This window comes from Pseudomonas sp. Sample_16 (genome assembly GCF_004307665.1).
Classification (GTDB): Bacteria; Pseudomonadota; Gammaproteobacteria; order Pseudomonadales; family Pseudomonadaceae; genus Aquipseudomonas.
Genome location: NZ_RCOB01000097.1, coordinates 145,627 through 166,255, shown reverse-complemented (window position 1 = coordinate 166,255; position 20,629 = coordinate 145,627). Strand labels below are relative to the sequence as shown.

Annotated in this window: 21 protein-coding genes; 7 read left to right on the top strand and 14 right to left on the bottom strand. The window is 58.3% G+C overall.

The annotated features are described in order from the left end of the window. Positions 1–27: 27 nt before the first annotated feature. The 8 genes from D8U69_RS14500 to D8U69_RS14465 form a co-directional block, all read right to left on the bottom strand. On the bottom strand, positions 28–789 hold the full coding sequence (locus tag D8U69_RS14500; protein ID WP_056855362.1) for an aspartyl/asparaginyl beta-hydroxylase domain-containing protein: 762 nt from the start codon (positions 787–789) through the stop codon (positions 28–30). Between the two features lie 38 nt (positions 790–827). Next, positions 828–1,793 (bottom strand): hypothetical protein, encoded by a 966-nt coding sequence (locus D8U69_RS14495; protein WP_130907586.1) that lies wholly within the window; start codon positions 1,791–1,793, stop codon positions 828–830. Between the two features lie 15 nt (positions 1,794–1,808). Continuing rightward, a complete protein-coding gene (locus D8U69_RS14490) occupies positions 1,809–2,780 on the bottom strand; it encodes an acylglycerol kinase family protein (RefSeq protein ID WP_241668661.1) in 972 nt (323 codons plus the stop codon). Further along, a complete protein-coding gene (locus D8U69_RS14485; RefSeq protein WP_241668660.1) occupies positions 2,770–3,876 on the bottom strand; it encodes a CDP-alcohol phosphatidyltransferase family protein in 1,107 nt (368 codons plus the stop codon). Before D8U69_RS14485 ends, D8U69_RS14490 begins: the two co-directional genes overlap by 11 nt. 116 nt (positions 3,877–3,992) lie before the next feature. Next, positions 3,993–5,075 (bottom strand): LPS export ABC transporter permease LptG, encoded by a 1,083-nt coding sequence (gene lptG, locus D8U69_RS14480; protein WP_130907584.1) that lies wholly within the window; start codon positions 5,073–5,075, stop codon positions 3,993–3,995. After that, on the bottom strand, positions 5,072–6,145 hold the full coding sequence (lptF, locus tag D8U69_RS14475) for an LPS export ABC transporter permease LptF (protein ID WP_056855358.1): 1,074 nt from the start codon (positions 6,143–6,145) through the stop codon (positions 5,072–5,074). Before lptF ends, lptG begins: the two co-directional genes overlap by 4 nt. A 54-nt stretch (positions 6,146–6,199) precedes the next feature. Further along, positions 6,200–7,030 carry a nucleotidyltransferase family protein gene (locus D8U69_RS14470; protein WP_130907583.1) on the bottom strand — a complete coding sequence of 277 codons (831 nt, stop codon included), beginning with the start codon at positions 7,028–7,030 and terminating at the stop codon, positions 6,200–6,202. Next, a complete protein-coding gene (locus D8U69_RS14465; RefSeq protein ID WP_130907582.1) occupies positions 7,014–8,156 on the bottom strand; it encodes an N-acetyltransferase in 1,143 nt (380 codons plus the stop codon). The genes D8U69_RS14470 and D8U69_RS14465 overlap by 17 nt, the downstream gene beginning before the upstream one ends. Before the next feature lie 430 nt (positions 8,157–8,586). Here D8U69_RS14465 and D8U69_RS14460 point away from each other — a divergent pair, with 430 nt between their 5' ends. The 5 genes from D8U69_RS14460 to D8U69_RS14440 are packed head-to-tail and all read left to right on the top strand — an operon-like array spanning position 8,587 to position 14,497. After that, positions 8,587–10,317, top strand: coding sequence for a fatty acyl-AMP ligase (locus D8U69_RS14460; protein ID WP_130907581.1), 1,731 nt, complete (start codon positions 8,587–8,589; stop codon positions 10,315–10,317). Then, positions 10,314–11,231, top strand: coding sequence for an NAD(P)-dependent oxidoreductase (locus D8U69_RS14455; protein WP_177434569.1), 918 nt, complete (start codon positions 10,314–10,316; stop codon positions 11,229–11,231). The genes D8U69_RS14460 and D8U69_RS14455 overlap by 4 nt, the downstream gene beginning before the upstream one ends. A gap of 36 nt (positions 11,232–11,267) precedes the next feature. Beyond that, positions 11,268–11,528: an acyl carrier protein gene (locus D8U69_RS14450; protein ID WP_056855353.1), complete on the top strand. Its 261-nt coding sequence runs from the start codon at positions 11,268–11,270 to the stop codon at positions 11,526–11,528. Continuing rightward, positions 11,515–12,711, top strand: coding sequence for an aminotransferase class I/II-fold pyridoxal phosphate-dependent enzyme (locus D8U69_RS14445; RefSeq protein ID WP_130907580.1), 1,197 nt, complete (start codon positions 11,515–11,517; stop codon positions 12,709–12,711). Before D8U69_RS14450 ends, D8U69_RS14445 begins: the two co-directional genes overlap by 14 nt. 58 nt (positions 12,712–12,769) lie before the next feature. Then, entirely contained in the window at positions 12,770–14,497 is a 1,728-nt protein-coding gene (locus tag D8U69_RS14440; RefSeq protein ID WP_130907579.1) for an ABC transporter ATP-binding protein, read from the top strand. A gap of 15 nt (positions 14,498–14,512) precedes the next feature. Here D8U69_RS14440 and D8U69_RS14435 read toward each other — a convergent pair whose 3' ends face one another. The 6 genes from D8U69_RS14435 to D8U69_RS14410 all read right to left on the bottom strand — a co-directional run bounded on the left by D8U69_RS14435 (position 14,513) and on the right by D8U69_RS14410 (position 19,000). Next, on the bottom strand, positions 14,513–15,328 hold the full coding sequence (locus D8U69_RS14435) for a DUF1206 domain-containing protein (RefSeq protein ID WP_130907578.1): 816 nt from the start codon (positions 15,326–15,328) through the stop codon (positions 14,513–14,515). Between the two features lie 117 nt (positions 15,329–15,445). After that, entirely contained in the window at positions 15,446–16,087 is a 642-nt protein-coding gene (locus D8U69_RS14430; protein ID WP_056855349.1) for a 3-oxoacid CoA-transferase subunit B, read from the bottom strand. Between the two features lie 8 nt (positions 16,088–16,095). Beyond that, positions 16,096–16,788 (bottom strand): 3-oxoacid CoA-transferase subunit A, encoded by a 693-nt coding sequence (locus tag D8U69_RS14425; protein WP_056855348.1) that lies wholly within the window; start codon positions 16,786–16,788, stop codon positions 16,096–16,098. Between the two features lie 514 nt (positions 16,789–17,302). Continuing rightward, entirely contained in the window at positions 17,303–17,788 is a 486-nt protein-coding gene (locus D8U69_RS14420; protein ID WP_130907577.1) for a hypothetical protein, read from the bottom strand. 355 nt (positions 17,789–18,143) lie between these two features. Beyond that, positions 18,144–18,563, bottom strand: a complete 420-nt coding sequence (locus tag D8U69_RS14415) for a DUF6691 family protein (RefSeq protein ID WP_130907576.1) — start codon at positions 18,561–18,563, stop codon at positions 18,144–18,146. A 2-nt stretch (positions 18,564–18,565) separates the two neighbouring features. After that, complete coding sequence (locus tag D8U69_RS14410) at positions 18,566–19,000, bottom strand: YeeE/YedE family protein (RefSeq protein ID WP_056855346.1); 435 nt, start codon at positions 18,998–19,000, stop codon at positions 18,566–18,568. A 352-nt stretch (positions 19,001–19,352) separates the two neighbouring features. On the opposite strand from D8U69_RS14410, the gene D8U69_RS14405 reads away from it, so the two are divergent. Both D8U69_RS14405 and D8U69_RS14400 read left to right on the top strand, forming a co-directional pair. After that, complete coding sequence (locus D8U69_RS14405) at positions 19,353–19,622, top strand: hypothetical protein (RefSeq protein ID WP_130904846.1); 270 nt, start codon at positions 19,353–19,355, stop codon at positions 19,620–19,622. Between the two features lie 82 nt (positions 19,623–19,704). Then, positions 19,705–20,628: a universal stress protein gene (locus D8U69_RS14400; RefSeq protein WP_130907575.1), complete on the top strand. Its 924-nt coding sequence runs from the start codon at positions 19,705–19,707 to the stop codon at positions 20,626–20,628. Position 20,629: the final 1 nt, after the last annotated feature.

Genomic DNA, 20,629 nt, shown 5'->3' with positions numbered 1-20,629 from the left:
TGCTTACTGAGGGACCCGTGGTCGTCGCTATGGTTCAAGACCACGCTCCCAGGCACGGTGGTTGCGGCGCGCGTCCTGAATGAACGGCGACCAGCGAATCAGCCGGAGCACAATCCTGTTGAGCAACGTACCCCGCGCATTGAGCGGTCGTTCGACGTCGAGAAACAGAACCACGCGAGTCCCGGTCGTATCGTTCCAGACTTGATGCCGGTAGGTGTCATCGAATATCAGGCATTTGCCACTTTCCCAATGGCGGATCTGATCGCCGACCTGGATTCGGCAGCTCTCCCGGGGCTCAGGCACCACCAGCCCCAGGTGCACGCGCAGCAGCCCGTTGTAAGGGCCTCGGTGCAGGGGAATATGTTTGCCCGGGGCCAGGATCGAAAAGAACGCGGTAAACATGCCCGGTATGGCTTCGACGATTCTCGTGGTGTCAGGGCAGCGGGCGCAGTTCTTGTCCATCTTGTAGCCATAGCCGTAGAGGAAATAAGTTTTCCACTTGTCGTCCTGGGTAATGTTGCGTTGATCTTTAGAAATGTCTTGAAAATTGGGCAACCGGTCGCGGTCATCCAGGACGACTTCGAGCTCCTTGAGAATGCTTGGCCAGTTCGCTTCCAGCTCCGTCACCCAGGCAAACTGTCGGGGCTCGAAGAAAGGGCTGTCGCCCACCGTGGAGTTTCGCAGGATGGTCTTTTCCAGGCGCTTGATGATCCACAAACCGAGCGCCACGCTGGGGCGATGTTTGCGCTTGGTGGGTGGGGTGCTGACGCGTACGTTGTCTCTATCCATGGTCGCCCTCTGTTGTTCGAGTCGGCAAGGCGCATTTCTTAGCGTAGCCGGCGGCTTTTGAGCAGGCGCCAGAGCAGGGACCAGCCAAAGACCAGAGGAAAACGACGCAACCGATGAGTCACGACGATGGGCTCACCCAAGTGACGCTCCAGCTTCCAGACAAGGTAGTCGACACCGTTTTCGAAGGTAAAAAACGATTTGACCAAGCGTGCCACGTTCAAGGTTCGTCCCTGAATCCGCCGCAACTTCCACAGTCGCTCATGACGGCGGCGTGCTGCCGGCGGACAGAGGTTGCGATAGCGATCCGTTGCGTGCGCACAGACGGCCATTTGCTTCACCGCAGGCGCTGCGGCTTGAGTGATGCGCGAGTAATAATTCATGTCATGCCTGACCAGCTGCCTGGGCCGATCGGCTGATTCCGGGCGCAACTCGGTCCGGTAGGTCAGCGAAAGGGATTGTTCCCAAAGCGTAAAACTGTCGAATTGATCCGGTAAATGAGCGATGCAGCGCCCCAGCAGCGTCATCACCGCTTGAGCCAGCGCAAAGTGGATACGCCTTTGCGTATCCCCGTCCTTGAAATACACCAGTCGACACGGTTGGGCGAAACGGCCCCAGAGGTAGCTTTGGAACCACGAACGAGTGCCTGTCTCGAAGTCCTGCAGCGAGAGAATGGCGCATTTTGCGTGGAGCATCCGGCCATCGGGCGTTGCAGCGCTGATGACGACTACCGTAGGCGGAAGCCATGCATTGGCCAGTTGTTGCAAGCGTTTGGGATGAGCGTGCGCGTAACTGTCAACCAGCGCATACAAATCGACCATGCCATCACTCAGATCGCCATTGCGCAGACAAGAACCGTAGACCAGCAACCCAACCAATGCACCGCCCAGGCGTGCATGCACGGCCTGGGCGATCCCGTCCAGATCAGCGGGCATCGGCTGCGTGCATTGCGCCCTGACCTGTTCGAGCAAGGCCACGGGCGGCGGTAGGCAATCAAAGGCTCGCATCGGCTCTCAGGGGTCCTAAAAGGTCATGAAGCGGATCGGGGCCGTGGCGGCCAGGGTGATCGTGCCTTGTGCTGGAAAAATTTCACCGTCGAGCACGTATTCGTCAGCGCCACCGAGATCCATCTGGGTGAAATTGTGGCTGAAGTAGCCATCTTGCTCCTTGATCAGCGAGACGGCCCGGCCCCAGAGCAAGAGCGGCAGGACCAGGGCCAGGCGCCGGGGCCGATGCGCGATGGCGGTCAGATGTATGGGCTGCGGTTCGGTGCCCCAATAGGGTCTGCTTCCGGCAAGAAGACGGTCCAGGGTGGTGGCAAACACCACCAGCCAGTCACGTTCCCAGACACCACGATGAGTGCCCAGGCGGGCGGGCAACGCGCAAAACAGGTCGTGTGGCAGGTTGTGCAGCGCAGAAAACAGCATTCGACCCAAGGCCAGTGTCGGCCCCAGCGCCCCGGGTACGCGCTTGGGCCGCAGCGTTCGATGGTAGTAACGCACGCCGTTCACGACTGCGCCGACGCCGAAGAACATTCCGAATTGCGCCGCATGTTGCAACCCGCTATCAACGCGAAGCGCAGCACGCGATACGACTTTTGCGGCGGTTGCATCGCCGGCGAGCCAGGCGGATAAGCCCGTCAAGGCCTTTTCGGCGCTCAGGCGCGCCCCCAGATCGATCGCGCTCATATTGGTGGTGCCACCCGGAATGACCAGTACGGTTGGCAGGCACGCAGTTTCTTGGCTCAGCAGAAAGGAGATCGCGGCTTGCAAGGTCCCATCGCCACCCACAACGACCAGCAGGTCACTCTCCCGGAGCTGAAAATCGCACACGGCATCGGCGATCTCATCGGCCGAGGTGGCTTCGAGCACAGAGGCGCCGGGGACGTCGCGGGCGAGCAGACGAAACCTGGGCAAGGCACGTCGCAGGGTGCCGCTGCAAGGGTTGAGCAAGATGCCGATTTTCTGCGGCCGCGGACAAGCGTCACGCATCATTGAGGCCCGAGCGCGGCGCAAACATCCGCACGATCAAGCGGTCGCGCTCGGCGGCCATGTCGATTCGGCTGAGCCAGGGCTGCGGCGGGTGGCCCCGGTGTTTCAAGACAATGGCGGACACTGTGCGAACCCCCAGCACCAGTGTCGAAACACAGGTCCAGACGGCCACCCAAATCAATCCCGTGTCATGGGCATCCACCGCCCACAAGCAGGTCAGTATCAGTAGATTGGGATTACGCCGCGCAGTGACAAGCCTGTTGAGCGAGTCGAACGGGCGCCACAGAAACATTGAAAAGGGCGCGGCGAACTTGAACGCACCTTCGCACAACCGACCTGCGACATAGCCCAGGAAAATGGCCCAGAGCACGGGGTTGAGCGGAATGTCCGAGTCCCAGGTCGCCGCATAGCCCATTCCCCAGGCGATATACCAGAGCGGCGGGTGAATCAGGTCCAGGCCATGGTCGAAAATATTGCCGAAACGGGTGGAGGTGACAGTGACACGTGCCAGTTTGCCGTCGACCGTATCGAGAAACGTCATCAGCCAGCCGGCCACCAGGCCCGCACCGAAATGCCCGTGCCAGAACAGCACACCCGCCAGAATAGCCAGCACATAGCTGGCTGCCGTGACCTGGTTGGGGCTGAGCCCAAGCCGCACGCACCAGACGGTGGCCCAGCGCGCCGGGACAGGCCAGATCGCTCGGGTTATGAAGTCGGTGACACCTTTGTAGGATCCGTTGAACAGCGACTTTTCAAGGTGCGCTTGATTGCTGTCGGTGATTTGCGCGACCCACGGAGGATCGAACTTGCGCAGTTGGGTCTGCATGGCGGTGGCCACGGTAGCGGGAACCACTTTACGCAATGCGGCGACGGCGTCGGTATCCAGGCTGGGCAGGTGCGCGAGTCGCTCCACGCTGGCATGGGCGGCGACGATGGCGCCGGTCTTGGGGTCTTGCAGGGCGACCTCAGGCGTTTTCAACAACCCCCGCAACACCCGATCATCGTAAAGGTAATCTTCGCGCAGCAGCACGACCTCGCCTTGTGCCGGCAATGGCTCGCCTGCATCGCAGAGGTGGGCGTCGGGAAACTTTGCGAGCATACGGCCCACTCGTTCTCTGGAGGTGAGGCCCCACAGACGCACCGGGCTGCTACAGATCAGGTATACGAGAGTCTTCATTGTTCAGCGCCCTGTTCATTGAAATAGCGTGGGCAGTCTCAGCGACTGCCCCGGTCCATGTAACCCACCATCCCGATCGCCACCGCGAGCAAGACCAGTGCCGGCCCCAAGGTAGTGATCAGTGTGTTCATCTTTAGCAGAAGACCAAGGTTTACGATGATCTGATTACTTACATAGACCATTAACCCGACCAGCGCACCCAACGCCAGCCGCGCCCCCAGGTTGGGTGAGCGCGGTTGTGCGAAGGCAAACGGGATGGCGAACAGGATCATCGCCAGGGTCAGGATCGGCCGCCCGAGTTTTTGCCACATCGCCATTTCATATTGCGCCGAGGGCTGGCCCGAGCCTTTGAGGTAGGCGATGTAACGATAGAGTTGGCGCACGGACAGGCTTTCAGTCGGCAGGGTAATGTCGCCCAGTCGCGCTCCGCCAAAAATCGAATGCCAAACCATATGATCGAGTTGCTGTGTCGTTTCGGTGCCCTGATTCCACTGTTTGACCTGGACGTTGTTCAAACGCCATTGGCCTGCGTCCTGTATGTCCGCCGACTCTGCAAATAGGTAGGACACCAGTGAGTGGTCGTTGTCGAACCGGAAGATTTCGATATTGACCGGCAGCCGTTTGTGCTGAAGATTGCCCACCCGCACGATTTGGTCGTCCTGGCGAGCCCAGACGCTTCCCTGGTCGTTGCTGGCCTGAGCACCGGCGGACATGGCTTCGTTGCGCAACTCCAGGCCATTTTGCTGCAGGGGAGAGGCCACCCATTCATCCAGCGCCGCCCATGCCAACGCCAGCGCGAGCCCGGCCAGCGTCGCCGTGAACCCGATGCGGGCAATCGACAGGCCAGTGGCGCGCATGACCGTCAGTTCCCGGGTGGCGGCCAACTGCCCGAGCGCGGCAATGCCGCCGAGCAGGGCGATGAACGGGCCCAGCTCGACGATACGACGGGGCAGGGTCATGAAGACGACTTCGATCGCCTGGCTCAATCGGTAGCCGTCAGCAGTCACATCATCGAGTTCGCCCACCAGGTCGAGGGTGGTGAACAACGGCAGCAACAGCGCTGCGGCAGCGGCGAAACCGAAGAACACATGACGGGTGATGTAGCGATCGAGGATTTTCATCGTAGGCCGAACCGAAAGAGTGCCAGATCCCGCGCCAGGAAAATCAGCAGCGCCAGACTCATCAACAGCGGCACGATCCACAACCCCGGGTACAGGGGCAAGGTGCTGTTGCCCACCATTGTCTTGCAGATGTCCGCTGCGTAATAAATCAGGGCGAACGCGGCTGTTACGGGCAGCAGGGTGGCGAATCGTCCCTGTCTGGGCCGGGTGCGGCTCAACGGAATGGCGAGTAATGCAAGGATGGTCGCGCTCACGCCCCGCGTCTGGCGCCACTGCAGTTCGGCCTTGTCCAACGGTGCGCTGGAAGCCTCCAGCACCTGGTTGGGAGCCGCCTTGCGCTTACCTTCGGCAGCCCTTTCGATGGGCAGCAAGTGCAGCCGCATGTGCTCGAATTTTTCTGAAATATCCTTTGAGGTGCTGTGCTTGAGCAAGTAGGAATGGCCTTGCGTCAGTTCCACGACCGGATCGTCTGGATCGGGATCCAGAATGCGCGCTTGTGCGGAACGAAACACACGGGTTTTCGAGTCGCCCGGGTCATAGATCAGTACATCGTGGAGCCGGCCATCGGTGCGATCGATCCGCTCTGCCAGAATCATCCTGCCGTTTTCGTTATTCAGATTGAAGCGTTGCGCTTGCAGATGATTGACGTCCAGATCTGTTCGCGACTGCTGTTCCAGTACATAGGCCTGCGTATAGGCCCAGGGGCGCCCGTAAAGCGAGAGCATGGCCACCGCCAGCGAGATCGGTATTGCCAATAACAGGACAGCCCGATAGATCCGCAGCGGGTTTGCCCCCGAGGCCGATATCGCAATGATTTCGGAATCGTGGCACAGGCGCCCGACCGCCAGGGTCACCGAGGCATACAACGCCACCGGCACCAGCATTTCCAGCGCAATCAGTACCTTGTAGAACACCATTTGCAGCACGGCCTGCAAAGCGAGGGTTCCCTGTACCGCGTCAGACAGGTAGCGCTCTGCGGAGTAACTGGCAAAGATGAACACCAGGATGCTGACCATCACCAACACCGGTCGACGGATCTCGGCGATCACATAGCGTTCGATCAGAAACATAATCCGGACCCTGCCAACGCTCGCGAAACCGCGGAGCGTTGCCATCCAGATCCATCAGGAACCGCTCGGTATCGACTGATTTTTCTGCGCATGAAACCGCTCCACCATTTGATAATCCAGCGGCGAATCGACATCGATAGCGGCCTCCGCAAAGGGCATGATCACCGCGCCGATACTCACCCCCAACTTGCTGGAAAGCTGTTGTAGCGCTTGTTCCAGGGTCAACCGGCCCATCAGGTAGCGCAAAACGCCTGTAAAGCCCAGCGCACCGGCAATGACGCGTCGAGGGTTTTTGCGGTCCTGTTCGACCCGTTGCCAGTAGCTGGCGAGCCGGCGGGCGTCCTCGGTCATGAACGCAAACAAATTGCTGCCGCAATACGGGCCGCCGCGCAGCCGGATGCCGGTGCGCCGGGTGCCTGGAAAGCGCGCCAGAACCGTGTCCAGGGGCGTCACCGCCACCACAAAATCATGCCCGCCCGAGGCCGCGTGCTGTAGAAAGTAGTCGACCATCTCCCGGCAAAGCAGTGCGTGGTCCGCGGTTGTCACCAACACCGGTCTGTCTGCGGGCTGAAGCGCCAGGGCTTGTGCGGCGCTAACACTGGGCGAGTTGGCGGGTTCCAGCCAACCGACACCGGCGCTGTCGAGCAGTTGCGTCATTGAGGCATCTTGCGCGAGTAAGTTTTGCGCAGGACCTACCAGTACGATTCGATCAATCCACTCGCTGTCCTGCAACGCCCCGACCACCCGACAGACCATGGGTATCCCGGCCACCGGCACCAAGGCCTTGCAGCTGGTCCCGGCCATTGCGGCAACCGGATCTGCCGAGCCCCTGTCCGCTGCCAGCACCAGCGCAGTGAATTGTTTCGCCTCAGATGTGCTTTTCATAGATCCGGTAGCGCTTGTAAGGGGTGGCACCGATCTGGACGAGGATTTTGCGCATCACCGCGTTTGACTCCAGGATCCAGGACATCTCCAACGCTTCAATGCCCCGTTTGACGAAGGGTGGCTTGAGCGCTTCGATCAACAGCAGGGCGAGTGTTGGTCCCAAGCGGCTGAACTGGTAACGCTGCTTGACGCCCATCAGGGGCACGCGTGCGGTGCGCGTACCCTTGCCATAAAGCCGCCACAACAGCCGCAGCCAGCCAAAGGGCAGCAATTGTCCTTTGAGAGAGGCGATCGCCTCGTTGATGTTAGGGATGGCCACGATAAAAGCGCAGGGGTCGCCATCGACTTCAGCGATGTACAACAGGTCTTTGGGGACCAACAACCTCAACTGGCTGCCAAGCTCGAAAAATTCGGATTCGGTGAAAGGTACAAACCCCCAATTACGGCTCCAGGCGTCATTGAATATTTCACGCAGGATGCGCATGTCGCGCCGGAACTGACGGGTGTCCAGAGGCCTGACCACCACGCGCTTTCGCTCGCGCGCCATCATCGCCGACAAGGCCGGCGGAAAGTGCAATTGGTCGGTGCGCATCCAGTAGGCCAGCAGGTCCGTGGCTTGCCGATAGCCGATGGCGGTGAGCCTTTGATCATAGTAGGGCTGTCCGTGTCCCATCATCGCAGAGGGGGGATGATCGAATCCTTCCACCAATAACCCGCTTTCCTGGTTAATGGTCAGATTGAACGGACCGGTGATACGCGCGGCGCCACGTTCGCGCAACCAGGCCTCAGCTGCCGCGAACAGGCTGTCGACTACGGCCGGGTCATCCACGGCTTCAAACATCCCGAAGTGCCCGGAATCATTGCCGTGCAATTGCCGGTGAAGGCTGTCGATCTGTGCCGTGATACGCCCCACGACTTCCGTTCCCGACCAGGCCAGCCACGCCTGCCACGTTAAATGGGACGACGCCGGGTTCTTTTTGGAAAGGAGTTCCTGGCGCTCGAAATGGATCGGTTCGATCCAGCAAGGATCGTTGCGATAAAGAGTGCCGGGGAAGCTGATGAATGTCTTGAGTTCCAAACGTGTAAGGACGGGTCGCGTAATGATTGGCAACTTCTTATTGATCATCGTTGGCCCAAAAGTCGGTAGCAGTTGAACTAGCTTCTCTTCGGATTTGCCGTCAGAGCGTAGCTGAACTTTTGGCGTCGGGCGCGCGTGATCTAAATATTGGCGTGAATGCGCCTCTAAGGCTTAAATACCCTGTACTTTTCGATGGCTGTCGCATTTGAGAACGAGGTGCTACAGCTACATGCGATGTTCGCCGGTCGTCGCTCATCCGGGAAAAAATTTGCGATCACCCAGATGCCGATTAGTATTGCGTTAGGCTTTGTAAATACTTGAAAAAGCCGAAAGATCTTCTGCGAGCCGGTTATCCCTGGAGCTTGGACTCCATGGAAACGGCAACGGGGCAGTAAAACGACAAGTGTTTTACTGGCGCAGGGGGTCGACCCGCTATTTGACTTATCCTTACTCGGGCTAAATGGATGGGTGTTTCCTTATGTCTGCAACCGTTGCAAAACAGGCACTCACTCAACGTCTCGCGGACTTTTCCACGCTAGTGGAAGCACTCGATTATGCCGCGTCTGGTCAGACCGGGATGAACTTCTACGACAGGCATTGCCACTTGATTGCTGCGGTTGAATACGCTGAGCTCAAAAGCAATGCTGTCGCGCTGGCTAAACGTCTACTTGGGCTCAAGTTGAAGAAGGGTGATCGGGTCGCACTCATCGCCGATACGCACCAAAGCTTTATCGAGTCGTTTTTCGCTTGCCAATACGCGGGCCTGATCGCCGTTCCTCTTTTGGTGCCATCCAGTTTGGGAAGCCATCATTCCTACGTGGAAAAGCTGAAAGGACTGTTCGCCAATTGCACGCCGGCAGCCGTCCTCGGACAGGAGGAATGGCTTCCCTATGCACGGGAAGCGCTGGGGACCTCGCTTCAGGCGTTCGTCGGGACTGTCCAGCAATTGAGCGATTTACCGCCCGTGCGGACGCTTCCCCGCGTGTTGCCGGAGGACATCGCCTACCTGCAATACACATCCGGCAGTACCCGATTTCCTCGTGGCGTGATCATTACCCAGCGTGCGGTGATGGCCAACATCAGAGGCATCGTCGTGAACGGTATCGGCGTTCGTCCGGGGGACCGATGTGCGTCATGGCTGCCCTTTTATCATGACATGGGGCTGGTGGGCTTTGTCCTGGCGCCCATGGCGGCACAATTGACAGTCGACTACTTGCACACCCGGGATTTCGCCACGCGACCCGGGCAATGGCTCAAACTGATAAGCCAGAATCGGGTGAATGTTTCGGTTGCCCCGCCGTTTGGCTATGACCTCTGCACCCGGCGAGTCCGGGACCCGGAAAAAGCCGTATTGGATCTCTCCTGCTGGCGTGTCGCGGGGATTGGGGCGGAGCCCATTCGGGCATCGGTGTTACGCCGTTTCGCGGATTGTTTTCTCGACACGGGATTCAATGCGGCTGCATTCACGCCTTGCTACGGTCTGGCGGAGAGCACCCTGGCCGTCTGCTTCGCCCGCCGCGGGGCAGGGGTGCTGGTGGATCATGTCGCTCGCCAGGCATTGGAACATCAGCTCAGGGCGCAGAAATGTGCTGCCGATGATCCGGGAAGCTGTGCGTTTACCAATTGTGGCGCGCCATTGCCAGGGCATCGCGTGGAAATTCGCAATGCGGCGGGGCGGGTGGTCGCCGAGCGTGAGGTAGGCCAGATATTCGTCTGGGGGCCCAGCGTCATGTCGGGTTATTTCAATGATCCCCAAAATACCCAGGCAGCCTTGAAAGATGGCTGGCTCGACACCGGTGACCTGGGCTATCTGTCCGGGGGCGAGCTGCATATCACTGGCCGGCGCAAGGATTTGCTCATAGTCCGGGGCCGAAACATCTGGCCGCAGGATATCGAATACCTGGTGGAGTCCGAACCCGATCTGAGGCCTGGCGATGCCATCGTGTTTGTCGTGCCCGGCGATGATGAACCTCAGGTCGTGGTCCAGGTTCAATGCCGGGTCCGTGAGCCGGAAATCCGCGAGCAATTGGTCCGGACACTGCTGGCCAAGATCATCAGTGAGTTCGGCCTTGCTGCCGACGTACACCTTGTGCCACCTCATTCATTGCCACGAACCTCTTCGGGCAAACCCTCTCGCGCCGAAGCCCTCGAACGGTTCATGGCCCAGGCCAACGCTGTTCTTCCCTGTCCGGCACTGGAGACGACGTGAGCGCTCGCGTGGTTGCGCTGACTGGCGCCACTGGCTTCATCGGCAGCGTCCTGCGCGAACGACTTGTTGCCCGAGGCGTGGAGGTACGAGCGTTGGCTCGCTCCGGGAGCGGTACGGCAGAGGATGGAACGAAGTGGATCAAGGGAACACTGGATGATGAGCCGGCCCTTGCCGAACTTACCCGGGGCGCAGATGCGGTTATTCACTGCGCAGGCAAGGTCAGGGGCCGGGCTGCCCGGGATTTCGACTCGGTCAACGTGCAGGGCAGCAAACACTTGATGGAGGCGACACGCCTTAACGGCAGTTGCGAGCGTTTTCTGCTGATCTCGTCCCTTGCGGCGCGCCATCCGACATTGTCCTGGTACGCCGCTTCCAAATTCGAAGGCGAACGCCAGGTAAAGGCCGCTGCCGGAGCGATTCCCGTGTGTATTTTCAGGCCGACCGCCGTATACGGTCCCGGTGACCGCGAGTTGCGTCCGCTGTTCGACTGGCTCTTGCGCGGCTGGCTGGTAACCCTCGGTCGAGACGATTCACAGTTCAGCTTTCTGCATGTGGACGATTTGGTCAGTGCCGTCATGCAGTGGTTGGACGCACCTGTCGTGCAATCGCAGACCTTTGAGTTGTGTGATGGCCAGGTGCAAGGGTACGACTGGGCAAGCCTGGCCGGCATCGCTTGCGATATCCGCCATGCGCCGGTACGGCAAGCCGCAGTGCCTGCCGGGGTACTGAAAGGCCTTGCACGAGCGAACCTGGTGCTGTCCCGGTTCACCCGCCGGGCACCCATGCTGACCCCCGGCAAAGTCAATGAACTGATGCACCCGGACTGGACCTGCAGCAATGCGCGCATCAGCGCGTCACTGGGCTGGGAGCCGCAGATACTGTTAAGGCAAGCGTTGCGCAATCACATGTTCTGAGCGGGCAAAGAGCCACTGAACTCAAGGAAACCCACGATGATCACACAAGAAGCGATACTCGAACGGGTGATAATGCTCATCGGGCGGCTTGCACCTCCCGGGACGCCAATCTACCCGGATACCGATTTGGCCCAGGACCTGGGGATGGAGTCGATAAAGGTGATGGACATGCTGATGGAGCTGGAGGACGAATTCGACATCTCGATCCACCTCAACATCCTGATGGATGTGCGAACGCCTGCACAGCTGTCCCACGCGATTCTCAACTTGATGGAGCATGCCGATGGGACTGTTTGACAAGTTCGGCAAACTGGCGGCGGAACGCGCCAGCCTCTCGGATTCGCATCCTTTTGGAATTCGCATCGACGAGATGTACTCCCCGACAGAGGGCAGTATCCAGGGGAAAAAAGTCATACTGGCGGGTACCAATAATTATCTCGGGCTGACGTTCGATCCCGACGGCATCAAGGCGGCGCAGCGCTCGCTGGAGCTTGAAGGGACCGGCACCACCGGCTCTCGTATGGCCAATGGCAGTTACGCCGGGCACAGCGCGTTGGAGGAGGAACTTGTCGATTTTCTGGGGCGGCGTTCCGTCATTGTGTTCTCCACAGGCTATGTCGCCAATCTGGGTGTCATCGGGACCCTGGCGAGCGCGCGCGAAGTGGTATTGCTTGACGCCGATTGCCACGCGAGCATCTACGACGCTTGCAAGCTGGGTGGTGCAGAGATCATCCGCTTTCGCCATAACGATGTCGCTGATCTGGAGCGGCGCATGGTCCGGCTCGGCGACCGCGCGCGCGAAGCGATTATCCTGGTGGAAGGCATCTACAGCATGCTGGGTGATCAGGCTCCGCTCAGAGAAATAGTCGAGGTCAAGCGTCGTCTCGGAGGTTACCTGCTGGTAGATGAGGCGCATTCCTTCGGTGTGCTGGGTGCCAAGGGGCGAGGGCTGGCCGAAGAGTTGGGGGTGGACTCGGAAGTCGACATTCTGTTGGGCACGTTCAGCAAGAGCCTGGGCGCGGTCGGTGGCTTCGCTGCTTGTCACGATGCGCAAATGGACCTGCTTCGCTACGCCAGCAGGCCCTATATCTTTACCGCTTCACCCGCGCCCTCGGCCATTGCCTCCGTGAGATCAGCGCTCAAGGCCATCAAGGAACGTCCGGAGCTGCGGCGTCAGCTGTGGACGAATGCCCGGCGGCTTTATCAGGGGTTGGCAGAGTCAGGCTACCAATTGGGGCCACAAGCCAGTCCGGTGATTGCCGTGATGCTGAAGTCGCCACACGAGGGGCTGGCCTTCTGGCGGGCGCTGATAGAGAAGGGCGTCTATGTCAATCTGGTCCTGCCTCCAGCGACGCCCGGTGCCGTCACCCTGATACGTTGCAGCGTCAGCGCGGCCCATACACCCGAGCAAATAGACCAGATCATCGAGGCCTTCGCGTCATTGCGTAGCCCGGTGGACCTCGTCACAGTGGGCGCTTGAACAGTGTCGCGAGCTGTCGGTGAGCTAATCTTTACCTACGTCATAGTGAACGACACTCATGCGGATTATTTTTGCCTTTGGCCGCTCTTATCCGGCCCGTACCGTCCTGATGCTCCTGAGTTTGCTGCTGGCAGGGGTGGTCGAAAGCGTCAGCCTGAGCACAATGCTGCCACTGATATCGGCGGTGCTTGAAGACCAGCCGCATTCAAAGCTGGCGGTTCAGGTCTTCGCCGTCATGGACACGCTCGGCCTTGAGCCCTCGATCCCCAACATGCTGGTGATTATTGTCGTGGGCATGACGCTGAGTAACCTGCTGATATTGCTGGGCAATCGGCAGGTTGGCTACACGGTGGCACATGTGGCGACCGACCTGCGCATCGACCTGATCAAAGCCTCTCTGGGCAGTCGCTGGGAATATTATCTGCGCCAGCCTGCCGGGGCACTGGCCAACGCCGTGGCAACGGAAGCCTACCGCGCTTCCACCGCTTATGAGCATGCGGCCAATATGCTGGCGCTGGGCATCCAGGCAGCGGCCTATGCAATCATCGCGCTTTTCGTCTCCTGGCAGGCAGCGTTCCTCTCATTGCTGATCGGTTTTGTCCTGCTGGTGGCCGTGCGGGGACTGGTCAAGACGTCACGTCGCGTGGGCAAAAGCCAGACCCGCTTGATGCGTGAGCTGCTGGTCTACCTGACGGATACGCTGGCTTCGGTTAAACCGCTCAAGGCCATGGCCCGGGATGACATTGCCGATTCCTTGCTGCGCGGTCACGCCGGCGAGCTCAACACCGCATTGGAGCGCGAAGTGATGAGCCGCGAAACATTGCGGGCCTTGCAGGAACCCATGCTGGCAATCCTTGCCGCCGCGGGACTCTACGCCGGGCTTGTCATCGGCGGACTGCCGCTGTCTTCGGTGATGGTGCTCATATTCGTGGTGGTGCGAATGCTGGGATTGCTGCACAAAGCGCAACAGCGCTATCACCGGATGGCCGCGCAAGAGAGCGCCTATTGGGCCATCAACGAAGCAATCGACAATGCCGTGGCCGATGCCGAGCCGGTTGGAGGGAACTGCGTCCCTGCCTTGAAGCGCCATATCGTTTTTGAAAACATCAGCTTTGGCTACGGCGGACGGCAAGTGCTCGACGGCGTGTCGATGAGTTTTCCGGTCGGTTCATTCACCACCATGATCGGTCCTTCCGGTGCAGGCAAAACCACCGTGCTCGACCTGATCTGTTCGCTGCTCGCGCCTCAATCCGGACGCATCAGGGTAGACGACTGTGACTTGCACGACCTGGACCGCAGGGCCTGGCGGCGGATGATCGGCTACGTTACACAGGAAACCTTGCTGCTGCACGACAGCATTCTGGCGAACGTCACCTTGGGGGACAGGTCGTTGAATGCCGACGATGCAGAGCGTGCGCTACGTCAGGCCGGCGCGTGGCAGTTTGTGCAGGAATGTCCAGGCGGGCTGCAATCGATCGTCGGCGAGCGAGGTGCCAAACTGTCCGGCGGCCAGAGGCAGCGTATCGTCATCGCACGTGCCTTGGCCCATCGCCCCAAGCTTCTGATTCTGGACGAAGCAACCAGCGCGCTCGATCCGGAATCGGAGACCGAAATATGCCAGGTACTGAAAAGCCTGACCCCCGGCATAACCGTCATCGCGGTGTCCCATCGGCCCGCCATGATCCGCATTGCAGACCAGATTCTTGAAGTGCGCGAGGGCAGGGTGTTGCCAGTACCCAATGCCGCCGATCGTGATGGCACAATCACGCAAGAAGCGAAAGCCTGAGGTGCCGTCATGCCACTACGATGCCGGGACTCCAGGCACATCCATATTGATTTTGCGCCAGGCGGCTTCGGAAAAACTGTAAACCGAAAAGGCGATCAAGCCCAAAGCCATCACCATCAGAATCACGCTTCCCGCTGGCAGATTCTGCAGAGCATCAAGCGCTTCCTTCATGCCCGGGGGATCCTTGACTTGATAACGTGAGCCGCCGATTACCAGCAACACCGCTATCTCGATAAACACGACGCCTCGGGCTATGAGTCCGAACCGAGATACGGGACGTATGGAGCGCATCACCTCTTCGTCGGCCTCGAAGTACTTCTCGAATGTTGCCTTCCACCCCTTGATGAGGTGAGCAATGCCTACACCCAGTGGGATCAGCGCCACCAGGTAGATCAACACGTTTGAGTGATCCCACGACAAAAGATGCGCCAGCAGATCCCGGGTATTCCCGCCGCCTGAATTGCTTGAGCTTCTGATACCACTGATGAGCAGGCCCAGCGCAAAAAACGCCAGTGCGCCATTGATCAAACCACCCGCGAACAACCCTGCACGAATGACCAGACCCTTGAGCGACGTACCGTGATGATCGACGTCGCGAATGGCCTGCAACACTCGCCAGCCTGCGAATGCGAGTAAACCAGCCACCACCAGCCCGACCAGGACGTAACCAAAAGGCTGGCTTAGCAAAGCCTCCAGGCTTTTGTGGCTGTCCTTGGGTTTTGTCGAGTCTTGTGCCGCCAGCAGAGCGAAGATACCGATGATCAGGTACAGGACACCTCGAGCGGCATATCCGCCCCGAGCGAGCACGACAAGGGTGTGTTGCGCGGACATTGGCTTCATTCCCGAGGAGTTATAAAGATGCAGACCTGTCGCTCGGGAAGGGGTTCGATAAAGGGCGAATATTCGGTGAGGAGGGGCGCCCAATCGCGGGGTGGGCGCCAACCGGCTTTACCGAATCAGTGGCACGCCACTGAGCGTTTGCAATGCCTCAAAACTGATATCGGCAAAAATTTCTCTGACCTGCAAGCCTTTTGGAGTGACGTCCAGGATAGCCAGGTCGGTATAAATCCGGGTCACGCAGCCAATGCCGGTCAGCGGGTAGGTACATTGCGGCACCAATTTGCTTTCGCCCGTCTTGGTCAGGTGATCCATCATTACGAACACTTGGCGCGCGCCGGTTGCGAGATCCATCGCGCCACCCACAGCCGGAATGGAACCTTCGGCTCCGGTGTGCCAGTTGGCCAGGTCGCCGTTGACCGAGACCTGGAAAGCGCCCAGCACGGCAATGTCGATGTGCCCGCCACGCATCATCGAGAACGAATCGGCGTGGTGAAAAAAGGCTCCGCCACGCAGCAGTGTCACATGCTGTTTGCCCGCGTTGATCAGGTCATCGTCTTCCTCACCCGGCGCAGGGCTCGGGCCCATGCCCAGCACACCGTTTTCACTGTGCAGGAACACTTCTTTGTCACCCAGGTAATTGGCCACCAGCGTAGGCACGCCAATACCCAGGTTTACGTAAGAGCCCTCGAGAATGTCGTCGGCCACACGTTGCGCCATTTCGCTACGCGATAGTTTATTCATGACAGTCATGGCGAACCTCAGTTGACGTTGGCTTTCGTGAAAGGGGAGCGGGGCACTGCGACCACGCGCTGAACGAAGATTCCCGGCGTAATGATGTGTTCGGGGTCCAGTTCTCCCAACTCCACGATCCGATTGACCTGGGCGATTGTCGTTTTCGCGGCCATCGCCATGATCGGCCCAAAGTTACGCGCGGCTTTACGGTAAGTGAGATTGCCCCAGCGATCGCCATTTTCGGCCTTGATCAGTGCGACATCGGCATGCAACGGCATTTCCAGCACGTAGTTGCGACCGTCGATCACACGGGTTTCCTTACCTTCGGCCAGCAAAGTGCCGTAGCCGGTCGGTGAATAGAAAGCACCGATACCAGAGCCTGCCGCGCGAATACGTTCGGCCAGGTTGCCTTGTGGCACCACTTCGAGCTGAACCTTTCCTGCCAGGTAGAGCTCGTCGAAGACATAGGAATCGGATTGGCGTGGAAACGAGCAGATGACCTTGGCAACACGCCCGGCCTTGAGCAATGCGGCCAGACCGATTTCACCATTGCCGGCATTGTTGCTGATGATGGTCAGCTCGCGAGCGCCCGAAGCAATAACGCCGTCGACCAACTCCGACGGCATCCCGGCAGTGCCGAATCCACCCACCATGAGGACCGAACCATCGGCAATGCCGTCTAGTGCAGCCGCGACTGATTCAAATGTTTTATTGATCAAGGAATACTCCTGTTTTTATGTTGGCTGAACAGAATGATCTGACGGCAAGCCACGTGAATCACGGTGATTGCCAAGGTGTGTATAGCGTGCCAAGAAATGAGTTGAGGCGGGGGGCTCGGCAGCCGATGTCGTGCGATTAACGAACAGAACCATGGCGGGCAGCGCGATGAATTGCGTTGGGGTATCGAACAATGAGAACTCATGATTGCTTCGAAAAAGCATTTATTTTTATTCGTACGCATAGCCTGAGGACTCACAGGCTAAGTTCGAAGGCAATCGGGGTCTAATATCATTTGAGTGCTGTACGATACCGTTGAGGTATGGTCGGCAAAAAGGTCTCGTCGCTCAAGACGGCTAGGTTTCCTAACATTGAGGATATCAAGGTCATCGGTATTGACCTTATCAAGCGTTGAAACCTTTGGCAGGTCTGAGTGAATCTGTTCGCGCTAAAAGCGATAGAGGCGTGCGTTCCCAGTCCACCGAAAACGCACTTCACAAAGCAGAGTACAAGTGCCTATTGTCCAGGCTTTGTAGGCGGCTGCCCTTGCATGTAGTTCTGATGCTTCATCATGTTATCCATCATCATCTGTTGCATCCCCGTATACCTGTCCATCATGTATTGGCGTTGACTCTGTTGCTCAGGGGTCATGTTCGCGTAGTCATGCCACCCCATCTTGTGGCTACCACCCATCATGTGTCCTCTGCCCATCATTCCCGGCCCCCACATACCGTTCATCATGCTCATTGCATTCTGCATCGCACTCCAATGTTCCTGAAGAAGCTTCTGCCTTTGCTGGGGATCCTGGGTTTGCTGAATTTTCTCCATCTGTGCCTGCATTTTCTTGAAGGTATCTTGCGCCTGAACCATCTGTTTATCGAACTCGGCAACATTTGGAGCTTGTTGTTGCGTCTGCGTCACTTGAGCTTGCTCTGCTGCAAATGTCCCTGTGGGGGCTAACGATGCAGTAAACAAGAGCATGGCCAGTCTGCTGTATTTCATGTCTAGCTGCCTTTTTTAGTGGGGGGAGCTGAGCCAGGGTTTTGAATGAACATTGCTGTTTGCGTCAGATCACTTTGCCAACATCAAAAACCACAGCCCGACCACCTAGTAATTAGCAGCACTGTCACAACGCACCTTGATATATATCAGATGCCGTATTGATACACCGGGGTCCTCATTTGCGTGGGGAACGAAACATTGCCAACGAGACCATGCAGCCATCGATGAAGAAATCAACGGTGTTCACTGTTCCCAAAGAGAAATTCCAAGGCCAGTTGCAGCGCATCAAACGGTGGGGTGGGCGAAAAGGCGAGGGCCTATGGTTCGAGTGTCCGTTTTTATGGCGATTTCCCCTTCATTGGTTTCGTCGGGCCTGCAGCACAGTAAACAAGCACATGCCGGTCAGCATGGCCAGCATGAACACGATCCCTTGCCAGCGTCCTGTCAGCAGAATTGCCACTGCGGGGCCGGGGCAAATGCCTGCTAATCCCCAGCCGACTCCAAACACCAGACTCCCGCCGATCAAACGAGTATCCAACTCCCGTTTGATCGGAAGCTGCATTGGCCTTCCCAGCAGCGAACGGGATTGTTGGCGTGCCCAGGCTAGCGGCCCCACGGCGATGCCAATGGCCCCGATCATGACCAAAGCCAAGGAGGGGTCCCATGCACCGGCTACATCCAGGAAGGCCAGTACTTTCACCGGATTGGTCATGCCAGCCAGGAGCAGGCCGATGCCGAACAGCAAGCCTGCAATGAATGCACTCAGTTTGATCACGTTCACCCCCCGAGCAGATGACGCACGATAAACACCGTGGCGAAACCACTGAACATGAAGCACGCGGTAGCGACCATCGATCGTGGCGAGAGACGCGATAGGCCGCAAACGCCATGTCCACTGGTGCAACCCGAGCCGTATCGTGTACCGATGCCCACCATCAAGCCGGCCAAGGAAAGTCCAAACCAGCCGCTCTTGAACTCAATTGGCGGCAGCGAGGAAAACAAACGCCATACAAGCGGGGCAATGGCCAGGCCCAGGAGAAAAAGTGCTTTCTCACTCACACCCTCACTCCCACGCTGCAAAAGACTGCCAATCAGACCACTGATACCGGCGATACGCCCGTTGAAGATAACGAAAAGACTGGCAGCCAGACCAATCAATGCGCCTCCTGCAAGAGACGACCAAGGAGTGAAGTTCAGCCAGTCGACGTTCATGAAGCCTCTCCGGAGCAAAGAGCGATTGAACAGAGGTGACACATCTGCACCAGGTGATCGGTTGATCCGTTAGCCACGGCGGAAGTCTTCCAACAAGCCTGCAGAGGTTAGGGGCGGCAGGTTTGATCTTTGTCAAAAATAGTCGATCGAACGAAGCCTGACATGCAGTTGTGTGGACATCGCCCGATAACGAAATTATTGACCATGATCAATCTTTTGCCGGTCTCTACGGTGCAGTCTTGAGGATGTGCAGCGCACGGCTTTTTCACTGAAGGAGCAATAGCCGTCAAGGAGGTCGCGATAAAGCCGGAAGGCTTTGCGTGCTGTTTCTCAAAGCAATACGGAGGTCTTTATGATCATTGATATCACGGAGCAACCGGCAAGCCATTGCTGGGTCGTGTGCATGGATGCCTTGCAAGTGAACTTCAACAGTCTGTGCCAAGCACAGGCATTTGTGGGTCTACTCAAGGCACGTATCGAGGCCCCGCATATCTGGCCCAGTGTCGCTGACCTGGCAAAAGAACCCATTCGGATGCCTGAGCGGCAAATGGCTCGCGCCCATAACAAAGATATCAATGAGCAGGCATGGGGATTTCCTGACGGACATCGCGTGCGTAACTGACAAATATCAAATGACCGGAACAGGCATTGATCAATCTGTGACTCTGGTTCTGGATTGTAATGGCCGCGTGCCGAGGTGCCCCATGCCGCAGACTCAACGTTTACTCTTGATCGCCCCTCCAGCCATGACTCGTACCCCGTCCTTCGACAGGGCTGCAGCGTTGGCGCTGGCGATGCAATTACCCTTGCACATCGTGGCGTTCGACTATTCACAGGCCCTGTCGGTGGCAGGGCTGTTCGCCCCTGAGCAATTCGATTTGGCTCGAGACGGCTATCTGCACACCCATCGCCAATGGCTCACCGACCAGGCCGCATTGATGAGAAAACATGGGGTGCAGGTCACTACCGAGGTGATGTGGGTGCAAGATCCCTACGAGGAGATCCTGACCTTTATCAACGAGATGCCGCTGAAACTCATCATCAAGGATGCTCAGGAAGAATCGGCGTTCAAGCGCGTATTTTTTACCCCGCTGGATTGGCAGTTGCTGCGTGACTGTCCTGTACCGGTGCATCTGGTGACCACGCCGCTCAATGCTCGACCGCATAAGGTACTGGCCATCATTGATGTGTTTCGCGATGAGGATCAGGGCCATGTGCTTAACGACCAGATTATCGACGCAGCCTCGAAACTGGCGGCGATCTGCGATGCCAGCCTTGACCTGCTGCACGTTTATGACTGGACGTCCGCATACGTTCACGACATGGGTTTTGGCGCGTTGCCTTTGGCAACCGGGATATACGAAATGTTGGGCGCGGCCCAACTTGAAGCCTTTGCAGCCATCGCTGAGCGCCACGGCGTGCCACCGCAGCGCAGGCACTTCATCGAAGGTGCTCCGGTGCCGAGCATCTGTGAATTTGTTGGCGAGAACCATACCGATGTCATCGTCATGGGTACGGTGCAGCACAAGGGCTTGAGCAAACTGCTGGGCACCACGGCCGAGCAACTTCTGCACCGGGCGCCTTGCAGTTTGCTCGCGATCAAACCACAAAAAATGCTGCAATCCTGAC

Coding starts and splice junctions, on each gene's coding strand:
- D8U69_RS14500 (WP_056855362.1), bottom strand. CDS start 789: ATGGATAGAGACAACGTACGCGTCAGCACCCCACCCACCAAGCGCAAA.
- D8U69_RS14495 (WP_130907586.1), bottom strand. CDS start 1,793: ATGCGAGCCTTTGATTGCCTACCGCCGCCCGTGGCCTTGCTCGAACAG.
- D8U69_RS14490 (WP_241668661.1), bottom strand. CDS start 2,780: ATGATGCGTGACGCTTGTCCGCGGCCGCAGAAAATCGGCATCTTGCTC.
- D8U69_RS14485 (WP_241668660.1), bottom strand. CDS start 3,876: ATGCTCGCAAAGTTTCCCGACGCCCACCTCTGCGATGCAGGCGAGCCA.
- lptG (WP_130907584.1), bottom strand. CDS start 5,075: ATGAAAATCCTCGATCGCTACATCACCCGTCATGTGTTCTTCGGTTTC.
- lptF (WP_056855358.1), bottom strand. CDS start 6,145: ATGTTTCTGATCGAACGCTATGTGATCGCCGAGATCCGTCGACCGGTG.
- D8U69_RS14470 (WP_130907583.1), bottom strand. CDS start 7,030: ATGAAAAGCACATCTGAGGCGAAACAATTCACTGCGCTGGTGCTGGCA.
- D8U69_RS14465 (WP_130907582.1), bottom strand. CDS start 8,156: ATGATCAATAAGAAGTTGCCAATCATTACGCGACCCGTCCTTACACGT.
- D8U69_RS14460 (WP_130907581.1), top strand. CDS start 8,587: ATGTCTGCAACCGTTGCAAAACAGGCACTCACTCAACGTCTCGCGGAC.
- D8U69_RS14450 (WP_056855353.1), top strand. CDS start 11,268: ATGATCACACAAGAAGCGATACTCGAACGGGTGATAATGCTCATCGGG.
- D8U69_RS14445 (WP_130907580.1), top strand. CDS start 11,515: ATGGGACTGTTTGACAAGTTCGGCAAACTGGCGGCGGAACGCGCCAGC.
- D8U69_RS14440 (WP_130907579.1), top strand. CDS start 12,770: ATGCGGATTATTTTTGCCTTTGGCCGCTCTTATCCGGCCCGTACCGTC.
- D8U69_RS14435 (WP_130907578.1), bottom strand. CDS start 15,328: ATGTCCGCGCAACACACCCTTGTCGTGCTCGCTCGGGGCGGATATGCC.
- D8U69_RS14430 (WP_056855349.1), bottom strand. CDS start 16,087: ATGACTGTCATGAATAAACTATCGCGTAGCGAAATGGCGCAACGTGTG.
- D8U69_RS14420 (WP_130907577.1), bottom strand. CDS start 17,788: ATGAAATACAGCAGACTGGCCATGCTCTTGTTTACTGCATCGTTAGCC.
- D8U69_RS14410 (WP_056855346.1), bottom strand. CDS start 19,000: ATGAACGTCGACTGGCTGAACTTCACTCCTTGGTCGTCTCTTGCAGGA.
- D8U69_RS14405 (WP_130904846.1), top strand. CDS start 19,353: ATGATCATTGATATCACGGAGCAACCGGCAAGCCATTGCTGGGTCGTG.
- D8U69_RS14400 (WP_130907575.1), top strand. CDS start 19,705: ATGCCGCAGACTCAACGTTTACTCTTGATCGCCCCTCCAGCCATGACT.